At 73.4% G+C, this 12,676-nt stretch carries 12 protein-coding genes; 9 read left to right on the top strand and 3 right to left on the bottom strand.

What is annotated here, in order from left to right; translation table 11 throughout:
- The first annotated feature begins 157 nt into the window (after positions 1-157).
- Positions 158-763, top strand: a complete 606-nt coding sequence (locus tag EBO15_RS23790; RefSeq protein WP_233616394.1) for an RNA polymerase sigma factor — start codon at positions 158-160, stop codon at positions 761-763.
- Complete coding sequence (locus EBO15_RS23785) at positions 760-1,770, top strand: CU044_5270 family protein (protein WP_122196657.1); 1,011 nt, start codon at positions 760-762, stop codon at positions 1,768-1,770. The genes EBO15_RS23790 and EBO15_RS23785 overlap by 4 nt, the downstream gene beginning before the upstream one ends.
- A gap of 22 nt (positions 1,771-1,792) precedes the next feature.
- On the opposite strand, the gene EBO15_RS23780 is transcribed toward EBO15_RS23785, so the two are convergent.
- Positions 1,793-2,410, bottom strand: a complete 618-nt coding sequence (locus EBO15_RS23780; protein ID WP_122196656.1) for a TetR family transcriptional regulator — start codon at positions 2,408-2,410, stop codon at positions 1,793-1,795.
- Positions 2,411-2,579: 169 nt separating this feature from the next.
- On the opposite strand from EBO15_RS23780, the gene EBO15_RS23775 reads away from it, so the two are divergent.
- Genes EBO15_RS23775 through EBO15_RS23755 form a run of 5 tightly spaced genes read left to right on the top strand, consistent with a single transcriptional unit; the run spans position 2,580 to position 9,006 of the window.
- Complete coding sequence (locus tag EBO15_RS23775) at positions 2,580-4,238, top strand: AMP-binding protein (protein ID WP_122196655.1); 1,659 nt, start codon at positions 2,580-2,582, stop codon at positions 4,236-4,238.
- Positions 4,239-5,327 (top strand): acyl-CoA dehydrogenase family protein, encoded by a 1,089-nt coding sequence (locus EBO15_RS23770; protein WP_122196654.1) that lies wholly within the window; start codon positions 4,239-4,241, stop codon positions 5,325-5,327.
- Positions 5,328-5,330: 3 nt separating this feature from the next.
- Positions 5,331-6,503, top strand: a complete 1,173-nt coding sequence (locus EBO15_RS23765; RefSeq protein WP_122196653.1) for an acyl-CoA dehydrogenase family protein — start codon at positions 5,331-5,333, stop codon at positions 6,501-6,503.
- Between the two features lie 8 nt (positions 6,504-6,511).
- Positions 6,512-7,846, top strand: coding sequence for an OB-fold domain-containing protein (locus EBO15_RS23760; protein ID WP_233616393.1), 1,335 nt, complete (start codon positions 6,512-6,514; stop codon positions 7,844-7,846).
- Positions 7,843-9,006 carry a lipid-transfer protein gene (locus EBO15_RS23755; protein ID WP_122196651.1) on the top strand — a complete coding sequence of 388 codons (1,164 nt, stop codon included), beginning with the start codon at positions 7,843-7,845 and terminating at the stop codon, positions 9,004-9,006. The genes EBO15_RS23760 and EBO15_RS23755 overlap by 4 nt, the downstream gene beginning before the upstream one ends.
- Positions 9,007-9,066: 60 nt before the next feature.
- Here EBO15_RS23755 and EBO15_RS23750 read toward each other — a convergent pair whose 3' ends face one another.
- Positions 9,067-9,714 (bottom strand): TetR family transcriptional regulator, encoded by a 648-nt coding sequence (locus EBO15_RS23750; protein ID WP_158628339.1) that lies wholly within the window; start codon positions 9,712-9,714, stop codon positions 9,067-9,069.
- A gap of 145 nt (positions 9,715-9,859) precedes the next feature.
- Between EBO15_RS23750 and EBO15_RS23745 the strand changes: the two genes are divergently transcribed.
- Both EBO15_RS23745 and EBO15_RS23740 read left to right on the top strand, forming a co-directional pair.
- Positions 9,860-11,455, top strand: coding sequence for an MFS transporter (locus tag EBO15_RS23745; RefSeq protein ID WP_122196649.1), 1,596 nt, complete (start codon positions 9,860-9,862; stop codon positions 11,453-11,455).
- Positions 11,456-11,702: 247 nt separating this feature from the next.
- Positions 11,703-12,431, top strand: coding sequence for a rhomboid-like protein (locus EBO15_RS23740; RefSeq protein WP_325051935.1), 729 nt, complete (start codon positions 11,703-11,705; stop codon positions 12,429-12,431).
- A 56-nt stretch (positions 12,432-12,487) separates the two neighbouring features.
- On the opposite strand, the gene EBO15_RS44380 is transcribed toward EBO15_RS23740, so the two are convergent.
- Positions 12,488-12,676: hypothetical protein (locus EBO15_RS44380; protein ID WP_199744762.1), on the bottom strand; the 189-nt coding region annotated here is incomplete at its 5' end.

The following is a 12,676-nucleotide window of genomic DNA, read 5'->3' as shown; positions in this document are numbered from 1 at the left end:
CACCCCTTCGAGGCCGGTCCGCGGACGCTCCCCACCCTAGAACGCGGGGCGCTCCGGTGGTCCCGCGAACGCTACGGCCCCCACGGCGAAGGGAGGATGTCAACGCGTCCTCTCACGGAAGGCCGACCATGCTCCCCAGACAAAGGAACCGCACCCGGTGACCGCCCTGACCACGCGGACCGGCACGGACACCGATGCCGGCACCGGCACCGGCACCGATGCCGCGGCCATCGAGCGGTCGCTGCGGGAGCCGGAGTCCTTCGCCGGGATCTTCGATCGCCACTACGACGCGATCCACGGATACGCCGCGCGCCGGCTCGGCCCGGTGGCCGCCGACGACGTGGCCGCCGAGACGTTCCTGATCGCCTTCGACCGGCGCGGGGACTACGACCTCCGGCGGCCGGACGCCCGCCCCTGGCTGTATGGCATCGCGTCCAACCTCATCGCCCGCAGACGCCGCGCGGAGGCGCGCCACTACACGGCCCTCGCCCGGACCGGCGCGGACGGGCCGTCCGAGGGTCCCGAGGAGCGGGCCGCCGACCGCCTCGACGCGAGCGCCGCGCGGAGGCCGCTCGCCGCCGCGCTCGCCGACCTGAACGACGGCGACCGGGACGTCCTGCTCCTCGTCGCCTGGGCGGGCCTCACCCCGACGGAGGCGGGCGAGGCGCTCGGCCTGCCCGCCGGGACGATCCGCTCCCGGCTGCACCGCGCCCGCACCCGCGTCCGCGCCGCGCTGCCCGACCACCTGAAGGAGTCCGCATGAACGACCTGGAGAGCCTGGACGAGCTCTGGCCCGCCCCGGACGCCCCGTCGCCCGCGTCCCGCGCCGCCGCCCGCTCCGCCCTCATGGACCGCATCACCCTCGCGTCCACCCCCGAGGCCCTCGCCTCCGAGGCCCCCGCGCCCGCGCCCGTGCCCGCCCCGTCCCGGCGCCGGGGACGCCGGCGGTGGGTGTTCGGGCTGGTCGCGGTGGGCGCCGCGGCCGCGACCGCCGCGGCCGCCTTCGCGATGGCGCCGGCGTCCGAGCACCGGGGCGGCGGAAGGGTCAAGCTCGTCAGCGCGAACATCGTGCTGGACCGCGCGGCCGCCGCCGCCGAACGGCGCCCGTTCCAGGCGCCCCGACCGGACCAGTGGATGTTCATCGAGGAGCGGGGCGTCACGGACCAGTTGGCCCTCAAACCCGGGCCGTACTCTCTGCTGGGCCTCAGCCGACGGTGGATCAGGGGCGACGGGACTCAGGAGGTCTCCTGGGACGCCAGGTCCAAGAAGCTGGCCCCCGCGCAGCACCCCGTCGGCCGATCGCTGGTCGGCGGCTATACCTACATTTCCAAGCTGCCCACCGACCCGGACGCCCTGAACGCCGCGGCTCGCGAACAGTTCCCCAAGAACTGGCCCGAGAGCACCAAGAAGCAGATGGCCCATTCGTACCTGAGCGGGATCCTGGCGGAGAGCATGCCGCCGCCCGCCTTGCAGGCGGCGATCTACAAGGCGCTGAAGCGGACTCCCGGCGCGAGGGTCGACCTCGCGGCGAAGGATCCGGTGGGCCGGCCCGCCATCGCGATCAGCTGGTACTTCGGGGGGGACCTGCGCAGTGAGCTCCTGATCGACCCGTCCAGCTACGCCTACCTGGGGAGCCGCATGACCGCCTTGAAGCCGCTGACCCGGCCCCGCAGCACGGGGACGGTCGTCCTCCCGGCGGGCACCGTGCTGACGGCCGGCGTCCGGCTCCGGTCCGCGATCGTGGATAGGGCGGGGCAGCTGCCCGGCTAGAGAGGGCCGGGCGGCCGTGCGGCTAGAAGTCGTGCAGGAGGCGCGCGGCCGCGACCTCGAGGCGGGCCTGGACCTCGTCGGCGGTGGCGTGGCCGCGCAGCATCTCGATCATCTCCATCGTCCACACGCTGGCCAGGGCCTTCGCGAGGACGTACCGGCGGTCGCCGGGCGGGACGGCGACGTCGCGGCCGACGGACGCGCGCAGCAGCAGCCCGGTCATGCGGTCGCCGAAGTCGGTCTTGACGTCCGACAGGAGCAGGGACCGGATCAGCGCCTCGGCGAGCTCGGGTTCGCGCATGAGGCCGCGGGTCGCGCGCATGAGGACGTCGACGGCGCGCCGGTGCGCGGCCTCGGTGCGCGGCGGACGGCGCTCGATGCTGCCTTCGAGCAGGTCGAGCTCCTCGCTGACGACCGCGACGACCAGGTCCATCTTGGACGGGAAGTAGCGGTAGAGGGTGCCGAGGGCGACCCCGGCGCGCTCGGCGACCGTGCGCATCTGCATCGCCTCGACGCCCCCGCGGGACGCGAGCGCGGCGGCGGCTTGGACGATCCGCCGCCGCCGCTGGTGCTGGCTGCGCGACCGGGCCCCGCCACGGGGGGCGCCGTCGGCGGGATCCTCGGTCGGCTGGTCGCCGTTCACGGTCTGTTCTGCACTCACCGGCACAGCTTACAGGGAAGACAGGAACGTGTTACTTGATTGTGCTTCGGTGCGTCGTCCAGGTGGCGGCTCTCAGCGGTCGGAGGGGGTGAGCGCCCCTATGGACACAGACTAGAATCTGTTCTAGTTTTGCGGCCGGGAGGTGACGCCGGTGACCGTCGCGGATCTGCTCGCGGCCCGCGCCGCGGACGACCGTCCGGGGCTCTCCTGCGCCGACGACGGACGGCGGTGGAGCTGGCGCGAGGTCGTCGCCGAGTCCGCCGCCCGCGCCGCGTGGATGGCGGCCCGCCGACCCGGCGAGCGCCCGCTGCACGTGGGCGTGCTGCTCGACAACGTGCCCGAGCTCGTGTTCCTGCTGTGCGGGGCCGCGCTGTCGGGGAACGTCGTGGTCGCGCTGAACCCGACCCGCAGCGCCGCCGAGCTCGCGGACGACGCCTGCCGCGCCGACTGTGACCTGGTCGTCCACCAGCCGGAGTACGCGGCGCTCGCGCAGGGGACGGCCGTCCGCACGCGCGGCTTCGCCGACCGCACCCGCGAGGTCGTCGAGCTCGCCGACCACGAGCGCGCCGTCGCCCCCTTCCGGGGGACGCCTTCGCCGGACGGCGCGGAGATCGACGACGCCACGCTGATGATGCTGATCTTCACCTCGGGCACGTCGGGGCGGCCGCGGGCCGTCCGGGTGACGCACCGCAAGGTGACCGTGCCGGGGGAGAACCTGGCGGGACGGCTGCTCGGCCCCGAGGACGTCGTGTACTGCCCGATGCCGCTGTTCCACTCCGGCGCGATCATGGCGGCGTTCGCGCCCGCGCTCGTCGCGGGGGCCGAGCTGGTCGTCCGGTCGCGGTTCAGCGCGTCGGGGCTGCTGCCGGACGTCCGCGCGCACGGCTGCACGTACCTGCACTACGTCGGCAAGGCCCTGTCGTACGTGGTCGCGGCGCCGGGCAGGCCGGACGACGCGGACAACCCGCTGAGGATCGCGTTCGGGAACGAGGCCGCGCCGCTGGAGCAGAAGGCGTTCGGCGAGCGTTTCGGGTGTTTCGTCATCGACGCCTACGGTTCCACGGAGACCGCGATCGCGTTGTCGCCCGACCCGTCCGGGCCGTCCGGCGCGCTCGGGAGGCTCGCGCCCGGGATCAAGATCCTCGACCCCGGGACCGGCGCGGAGTGCCCGCCCGCGCGCCTCGACGCCGCCGGGCGCGTCACCAACGCGGACGAGGCGATCGGCGAGCTCGTCAACACCACCGGCGACGGCCTCTTCGACGGCTACTACAAGGAGGACGCCCCCGACCGGCTGCGCGACGGCATGTTCTGGAGCGGCGACCACGTCTACCGCGACGAGGCCGGATACGTCTTCTTCGCCGGGCGCGCCGCCGACCGGCTCCGCGTGGACGGCGAGAACTTCGGGGCCGTCCAGGTCGAGCGGGTCCTCGCCGCGTTCCCGGGCGTCCGGCAGCTCGCGGTGTTCGGCGTCCCGGACGCGGCGTCCGGCGACCAGGTCATGGCCGCGCTCGTCACCGACACCGGCGACTTCGACCCGCGCGCGTTCGCGATGTTCCTGCAGCAGCGCGACGACCTCGGCCCGAAATGGCCGCCGCGCTACGTGCGGGTGACGCGGGAGCTGCCCGCGACGCCGTCCAACAAGATCCTCAAACGCGCGCTGGCCCGGGACGGCTGGCGCACCGGAGACCCGGTGTGGTGGCGGCCCGGCCGCGACCTCGCCTACCGCCGGATGACCGCCGTGGACGCCGCGACGCTCGCCGCCGAGTTCCGTCGGCGGGGACGCCTGCACCTCCTGGAAGGGAGCGCCTGAGTGGAATTCGACCTCGACGAGGCCCAGCGCGAGCTGCGGAGCCTCGCCGCCGACCTCCTCGGCCGGGAGGCCGCGCCGCAGCGCCTGGAGGCGTTCGAGAAGACCGGCGCGGCCTACGACCCGGCGATCTGGAAGGCGCTCGCGCAGGCCGGGCTGCTCGGCGTCGTGGTGCCCGAGGACCGGGACGGCGCGGGCCTCGGCCCGGTCGGGATGACCGTCCTGCTGCGGGAGGTCGGCGCGCACGTCGCGCCCGTCCCGGCGTACGCGACGCTCGCGCTCGCCGCCCTGCCGATCGCCCTCACCGGCACGGACGAGCAGAAGGAGCTGCTCGCGGGCGTCGCGTCCGGCGAGACCGTCCTGACCGGCGCGTACCGGGAGGCCGGGCCGTCCGGGACGGTCGGGACGACCGTGCGCGGCGGGCGGCTGACCGGGACCAAGACGTTCGTCCCGTACGCGGACGAGGCGTCGCACCTCCTCGTCCCGGCGAGGGCGGACGACGGAACGGTCCAGGTGCACGTGGTCGAGCGGTCCGAGGCGCGGGTCGCGCCTCAGCCGTCCGCGACGTCCGAGCCGCTGTCGCGGGTCGAGCTGGACGGCGCGCACGGCACCCCGCTCGGCGCGGGCGGCTGGGACGCCTTCCGCCGCTCCGCCGTCACGGGCGCCGTCGCGCTGTCGTCCGGGGTGATCGAGGGCGCGCTGAAGCTGACCACCGAGTACGTGAAGACGCGCGAGCAGTTCGACCGCGCGCTCGCGCAGTTCCAGGCCGTGACGATGCAGATCGGCGACGTGTACATCGCCAAGCGCGCCCTGGACGTCGCGGTCTGGGCGGGCGCGTGGCGGTTCGAGACCGGCTCAGCGGACACCGGCGACACCGACGAGGTCCTCGCGATCGCCGCGTACAACGCGTCCGACGCGGTGGTGAAGGCGCTCTACACCTGCCAGCACCTGCACGGCGGCATCGGCCTGGACGTCACCTACCCGCTGCACCGCTACTTCGCCTGGGCCAAGCAGATCGGGCACCTGCTCGGCGGCGCGGAGGACCAGCTCGACACCCTCGGCGCGCTCGTCGCCGCTCAGGAGGTTCTGTAGCCGATGTTCATCGATCTCACGGGCGAGCAGAAGGCGCTCCGCGCCGAGCTGCGCGACTACTTCCGCGGCTGCCTCACCAAGGACCAGCGCCGGAGGATCGCGGACGACCCGTTCGGCGGCCACTACATGGAGCACTGCAAGCGCCTCGGCCGGGACGGGATGCTCGGCGTCGCCTGGCCCAAGGAGTACGGCGGACGCGGCTACGGCCCGGTCGAGCAGCAGATCTTCGCCAACGAGATCGCGCGTGCCGAGGTCCCCTACCCGATCATCACGCTGAACTCGGTCGCGCCGACGATCCTCCAGTACGGCACGGACGACCAGAAGGCGTTCTTCCTGCCGAGGATCCTCGCGGGGGAGTGCCACTTCGCGATCGGCTACAGCGAGCCGGGCGCGGGCACGGACCTGGCGTCCCTGCGCACCACGGCCGTGAAGGACGGCGACCACTACGTCGTCAACGGCCAGAAGATCTTCACGTCCGGCGCGCACTACTCCGACCACGTCTGGCTCGCCGCCCGCACCGACCCCGACGCGAAGAAGCACAAGGGCATCTCGATGCTCATCGTCGACTGCAAGGACCCGGGCTTCTCCTGGACGCCGATCGTCACCATGGACGGCCGCCACCACACGAACTCGACGTACTACCAGGACGTCCGGGTCCCGGCGGACATGCTCATCGGCGAGGAGAACAAGGGCTGGGACCTCATCGTCAACCAGCTCAACCACGAGCGGGTCACGCTCGGCCCGGCCGGGAACATCGGCCACACCTACGACCGGTTCGCCGCGTGGGCGCGCACCGCCGTCGGACGCCACGGGCGCCCGCTGATCGAGGAGCCCGCCGTCCGGCGCGCGGTCGCCCAGGTGTACGCGTACCTGCGGGTGAACGAGCTGCTGAACTGGCAGGTCGCGGCCAACATGGACCTCGGCTGGCTGGGCGCGGCCGACGCGTCCGCGACCAAGATCTACGGTTCGGAGCGGATGCAGGACGTCGGCCGGATCGTCGGCGACACCCTCGCGAGGTTCGGCGATCCCGGCGACCCGGCGACCGCCGAGTTCCTCGAGGTCCTCGACCACGGCGTCAAGGGCGCGGTGGTGCTGACCTTCGGCGGCGGCGTGAACGAGATCCAGCGCGAGCTGATCGCCATGATCGGCCTCGGCCTGCCGCGGGCCCCCCGATGACGGGTCCCGTGCGCGACGAACCGGCGGCGCGCGAGGGATCGACGCTCCACGAGGAGCTGACCGCGCTGGCGGAGCGGCTGGCGGCCCTCGGCGAGCGGCCCGCGCCGCCCTGCCCGGACGCCGTCAACGCGCCGATGATCCGGCACTGGACGCAGGCGCTCGGCGACACGTCCGGCGCCTGGGCGGACGTGGCCCCGCCGGCGATGATCCAGGTCTGGTCGATGCCCGGCCCGGTCGCGAAGAAGGCGGGCTCGATCGCGGACGATCCGCTGCGCCTGCTCGACGAGAACGGCTACACGGGCGTCGTCGCGACCAACTGCGACCAGACCTACGACCGGTACGTGAAGGTCGGCGAGCGGCTCCGGTCGACGATGCGGTTCGGCGGCGTCGCGGGCCCGAAGCGGACGGCCATGGGCGAGGGCTACTTCGTGACGTGGTTCCAGTCCTGGTACGGCGAGGACGGCGAGCGCGTCGCCGAGATGCTGTTCCGGGTGCTGAAGTTCAAGCCGAGGCAGCGCGCGGCAGGCGGAGGTAAGGCATCTGCCGCGAAACCCGGCCGGTACCCGCTGCGGCCCACGATCGGCCTGGACACCCGGTTCTTCTGGGACGGCGTGAACGACGGCGAGCTGCGGATCCAGAGCTGCGCCGACTGCGGCGCGCTCCGGCACCCGCCCGGCCCGATGTGCCCGGCGTGCCACTCCACGAACCGGACGTACCGGACGGCGTCCGGACGCGGTGTCGTGCACAGCTTCGTCGTCCACCACCATCCGCCCGTCCCGGGCCGCACGCCGCCCTACGTGGTCGCGGTCGTCGAGCTGGAGGAGGGCGTCCGGATCCTCGGCAACGTGATCGGGTGCGAGCCGTCCGAGGTCGAGGTGGACCTGCCCGTCCGCGTCGCCTTCCAGCGCATGGACGACGACCTCGTCCTCCCGCAGTGGACCCCGGCGAACGCCCCCGAACCCGAACCGGCGGAAGAGCCGGAAGCCGATGCCGACGGGCTGCGCATCGAGCTGACCCCGACGTTCGTCATCGCGTCGGCGCTCGCGACGCGCGACTTCACACCCGTCCACCACGACATCGAGCTGGCCCGCGCGCAGGGGGCGAAGGACATCTTCGTCAACATCCTGACGTCGATCGGGCTCGTCCAGCGGTACGCGCTGGAGACCGTCCCGGGGGCGGTGCTGGAGAGCGTCAGGGTCCGGCTCGGCGTCCCCGCCTACGCGGGCGACGCGCTGACGCTCACCGGCGAACGCGCCGCCGACGGCACGCTCAGGGTGCGCGGAGCGGTCGGCCTCGGCGACCACCTGACGGCGACCGTCACGTTCAAGGAGGACGCCCAGTGAGCCTGTCCGGGAAGGCGGCGATCGCCGGGATCGGCGCGACCGAGTTCTCCAAGGACTCCGGCCGCTCCGAGCTCCGCCTGGCCGCCGAGGCGTGCCTCGCCGCGATCACCGACGCGGGCCTGACCCCCGCCGACGTGGACGGCCTGGTCACCTTCACCGCCGACGCGAGCGCCGAGATCGCCGTCCAGCGGGAGCTCGGCATCCCGTCGCTGGGGTTCTTCTCCCGCGTGGACTACGGCGGCGGCGCGGCCTGCGGCACGGTCGCGCACGCCGCGATGGCCGTCGCGACCGGGCAGGCGGACGTCGTGGTCTGCTACCGGGCGTTCAACGAGCGGTCCGGGCACCGGTTCGGGCAGGCGAACAAGGGCGGCGGCGCGGGCTCGCTCGGCATGGAGTTCTCCTGGCACCTGCCGTTCGGGTTCGCGACCCCGGCCGCGTGGGTCGCCATGCAGGCCCGCCGCTACCTGCACGAGTACGGCGCGACCAGCGAGGACCTCGGACGCGTCGCCGTCGCCATGCGCAGGCACGCCGCCACGAACCCGAAGGCGTGGTTCCACGGCCGTCCGATCACGCTGGAGGAGCACCAGGCGTCCCGGTGGATCGTCGAGCCGCTGCACCTGCTCGACTGCTGCCAGGAGTCGGACGGCGGGCAGGCGATCGTCGTCACGAGCGCCGAGCGCGCCCGCGACCTGCCGAACCGTCCCGTCCTGATCGCGGGCGCGGCGCAGGGCACCGGCCCGGACCAGATGATGATGTTCTCCTACTACAGCGGCGACCTGGCCTCCCTGCCCGCGATGGGGAGGGTCGGCGAGCGGCTGTGGCGGCAGTCGGGACTCGGCCCGGACGACGTCCAGACCGCGATCCTCTACGACCACTTCACCCCGTTCGTCCTGATGCAGCTGGAGGAGCTGGGGTTCTGCGGACGCGGCGAGGCGAAGGACTTCCTCAAGGACGGCGGGATCGAGCTCGGCGGGCGGCTGCCGCTGAACCCGCACGGCGGCCAGCTCGGCGAGGCCTACATCCACGGGATGAACGGCATCGCCGAGGGCGTCCGGCAGGTCCGCGGCACCGCGGCCAACCAGGTCCCGGACGTGACGAACGTGCTGGTCACGGCCGGGACCGGCGTCCCGACGAGCGGCCTGGTCCTCACCGCGGGCTGAGGCCCCCGACGAGCGCCGGTGCCCGCGGCCCGGCGGATCGGATCGGGCCGGCGATCGGGATCAGCGGTCTCCGAAGCCCTTGTCCAGGACCTCGAACGCGGCGTCCAGGATCTCGGAGAACGAGCCGAACCCGCCGACGCCGGTGCGGTAGGCGTCGGCGGCGATCATGAACGCGGTCGAGGCCATCGCGGCGAACATCCGGGGCCGCAGGTCGGTCTCGGGGTCGGCGCCCATCCGCTCGGCGACCGCGCGGGTCATCTCGTCGTTCTTGCGGCGGGTGCGCTCCATGCTGCCGGCGCGCAGGGACGGGCTCTCCTCGGTGAGCCGCATGAGGCAGTCGAACCGGGAGAGGGGCCGGTCGGCGCCGCCGTCGGCCTCCATGGCCTTCACCATGAGGGTTCCTGCCGACCGCATCGCGGTGAGCACCGACTCCTCCGCCGGACGCGCGGAGAACGCCTCCAGCATGGCGTAGAACTGCTCCTCCTGCGTGGTCAGCGCCACGTCCTCCTTGGAGGCGAAGTAGCGGAAGAAGGTGCGGGCCGACACGTCCACGGCGTCGGCGATCTCCTCGACGGTGGTGGCCTCGTACCCCTTCTCGCCGAACAGCCGGAACGCGGCGTCCAGGAGGGCCTCGCGGGTGGCCTGCTTCTTGCGTTCGCGCCGTCCGGGAGGCGGGGTGGGGTGGGTCTCAGGAGCGGGCGCGGTCATGGCCGGATTGTAGCGGGCCATCCGACCCCCGTCCAGAAATCTGTCACCGTGTGTCTTACGTCATGAAGTGAACTATGGCGGTTGACGACATGTGTCACTGCATGACACTTTGAGGTCCACCAACCTCCCTCAGCAAGGACACGTCATGGCACAGACATCGAGCGCTGAAGTCCTTCCGCCGCCCACCGGCGCACCGCCCCGGGCGAGGCCGGGCCACGGGCACCCCTGGCTGACCCTGGTCGCGGTCGCGCTCGGCGTGATGATGGTCGGCCTGGACGCCACGGTCGTCTCGGTCGCCAACCCCGCGATCGCCCGCGACCTGCACGCCTCGCTCTCCGGCCTCCAGTGGGTCACCAACGCCTACCTGCTGGCCCTGGCCGTCTCGCTGATCCCGGCCGGGAAGATCGCCGACCGGTTCGGCCGCAAGCGCACCTTCCTCGCGGGCGTGGTCGGGTTCGCCGTCGCCTCGGTCGCCATCGGGCTGTCCGGCGGCCTCGGCATGGTCGTCTTCTGGCGCGTGGTGCAGGGCTTCGCGGGGGCGCTCCTGCAACCGGCCAGCCTCGCCCTGCTGCGCAACACCTTCCCGGCCGAGAAGCTGAACGCCGCGATCGGCATCTGGGGCTCCACGGTCGGCATCTCCATCGCGGGCGGCCCGATCGTCGGCGGCCTGCTGGTCGAGCACGTCAACTGGGAGTCGGTGTTCTTCCTCAACGCCCCGCTCGGCGTCGTCGCGCTGCTGACCGGCCTGTGGGTGATCCGCGAGTCGCGGGACGAGGAGGCCGCCGGATCGTTCGACCTGCCCGGCGTCGCGCTGCTCACCGGGTCCCTGTTCTTCCTGGTCTGGGGCCTGATCAAGGCCGGTGAGCACGGCTTCGGGCACACCACCCCGCTCGCCTCGTTCGCCGGGGCGGCCGTGGTGGGCGCCGCGTTCGTGGTCAACGAGCTGCGCGTCGAGCGTCCGCTGCTGCCGCTCTCGCTGTTCCGCTCGGTGTCGCTGTCGGCCGCGACCCTGCTCATCGTGCTCGGCTTCTTCGCGATGTTCGGGACGATCTTCTTCATCACCCTGTACATGCAGGCCGTGCACGGCATGACCCCCGTCCAGTCCGGCGTCCGGATGCTGCCGATGACCGGGATCTTCATCGTCGCCTCGCCCATCGCCGGGTTCCTGACCAGCCGGTTCGGCCCGCGTGTGCCGCTGGCGCTCGGCATGGCGTTCACCGCCGCCGCGATGTTCGGCCTCTCCCGGATCGGGGTGGACGCCCCGTACGGTCAGATCTGGCCGTGGTTCGTCCTCGTCGGGCTCGCGTTCGGCATGGTGATCGTCGCCGGGACCGAGGCCATCGTCGGGAACGCCCCCGCGCACCTCGCCGGTGTCGCGGGCGGCCTCCAGCAGACCGCGTCGCAGCTTGGCGGCGTCCTCGGCACCTCGGTGCTCGGCGTGCTGCTGTCGACGAAGGTCGGGAACGTGCTCACCGACCGGCTGACCGGCGCGGGCGTCCCGGCCCCGGCGGCGCACCGGCTCGCCGGGCAGACCGGCCTGGTCTCGCAGGGCGTCGCGCCCGTTCCGCCGGGCACCCCGGAGCCGGCCGCGCACGCGATCACGACCGGCAGCCACCTGGCCTTCATGGACGGCTTCCAGAGCTCGCTGACCGTCGCGGGCGTCGTCGCCGCCGTCGCGGTGCTGGCCGCACTGGCCGTCCGCAAGGGGCAGAGCCCGGTCGAGGGGGTCGCGGTCGGCTGACCTGCGCCGATCTTCACCCCACACCTATCGGGATCGCCACAGCCTGCTAACCCTGGGCGATCCGCGGGCCCGTGCCGCGTTCTCCCTCCGACGGCGGAGGGGACGCGGCACGACGCGCGAGGTGGGCGGGGGTGCCGGGAGGGTGGCGGGTCCGGTGGGGCGAGTCTGGCGGCACCGTGTGTTCGCGCGGGAGTTTTCCCGGTATGGGCAGTATCACCCGTGCGGCCGAACTAGCCTGCCGAGCGTGATGGGTGGCTTCCTCCGGCGGTATCCGATGCCGCTCGCGTTCCTCGTCCTTTTCGCCGCGACCGGGTTCGTTCAGCTCGCGCTGCTGACCGGGCCCGCCCGCGAGTCGCTGATCGCCTGGGCCAGCACCAACCTGGACAACCTGTCCTGGAATCCGGTCGGCACGCTGGTCACCTCCGCCTTCGTCGCCGAAGGGGAGAGCGCCGCGCAGGTCGTCCAGCTCGGGGTGATGGCCCTCGGCCTGTTCCCGCTCGCGCGCCGCTTCGGCAACCTCCGCGCCGTCCTGATCGTGGTCTCCGCCCATGTGGCCGGGACACTGGTCAGCGAGGGGCTGACGGCCGTCCGGCTGGCGTTCGGCTCGGTGAGCGCGTCGGTCCGCGAGATCAGCGACGTCGGGCCGTCCTACGTGCTGGCGGCGGCGCTGCTCGCGACGATCCTGTTCGGGCCGGGCCGTGTCGCCCGGATCCTGGCGGCCGCGAGCCTGGCCGCGCTGTCGCCGTACCTGTTCGAGGGCCTGACCAGCCTGGACGTCGCCGCCGTCGGGCACGTCGTCGCGATGGGCACCGGCGTCGGGCTGGGCGGGCTGATGGCCCTGCGCGACCGCCGCACCCGGTTCGCACTGCCCGCCCTCGCCCAGATCGGCCCCGGGCCCGCGATGTCGGCGACGTCCGCCGCCTACGCCCGCCGCCGTCGTGCCGTCCGCCGCGAGGCCCTGCCCGTCGCCGCCTGATCCGGAGACGCAGAACGCCCCGCCGAGACTCTCGGCGGGGCGTTCTCGCTGGTCGGTCAGTCGCCGTTCGGCGCCGGGGTGGGCGTGTCCGGGCCGGGCGCGGGGCTCGGCTCGGGCTGCCCCGGCGGGACCGTGGGCGGCGGCGACGTCGGGCCGGTCGTCCCCGGGTCGGTGGGCGGGGTGGTGCCGCCCGGCGGGGTGGACGGCGGGGACGTCCGCGGCGGCGTGCCACCGGTCCCCGGCCC

Origin of the sequence: Actinomadura harenae (genome assembly GCF_003696215.1) — a bacterium.
GTDB lineage: Bacteria > Actinomycetota > Actinomycetes > Streptosporangiales > Streptosporangiaceae > Spirillospora > Spirillospora harenae.
The sequence above is the reverse complement of the archived record's forward strand: the minus strand, read 5'-3'. Positions and strand labels throughout refer to the sequence as shown.

What these genes read in the sequence shown, in the direction of transcription:
- EBO15_RS23785 (WP_122196657.1), top strand. Translation starts at nt 760, where the DNA reads ATGAACGACCTGGAGAGCCTGGACGAGCTCTGGCCCGCCCCGGACGCC.
- EBO15_RS23745 (WP_122196649.1), top strand. Translation starts at nt 9,860, where the DNA reads ATGGCACAGACATCGAGCGCTGAAGTCCTTCCGCCGCCCACCGGCGCA.
- EBO15_RS23765 (WP_122196653.1), top strand. Translation starts at nt 5,331, where the DNA reads ATGTTCATCGATCTCACGGGCGAGCAGAAGGCGCTCCGCGCCGAGCTG.
- EBO15_RS23740 (WP_325051935.1), top strand. Translation starts at nt 11,703, where the DNA reads ATGGGTGGCTTCCTCCGGCGGTATCCGATGCCGCTCGCGTTCCTCGTC.
- EBO15_RS23750 (WP_158628339.1), bottom strand. Translation starts at nt 9,714, where the DNA reads ATGACCGCGCCCGCTCCTGAGACCCACCCCACCCCGCCTCCCGGACGG.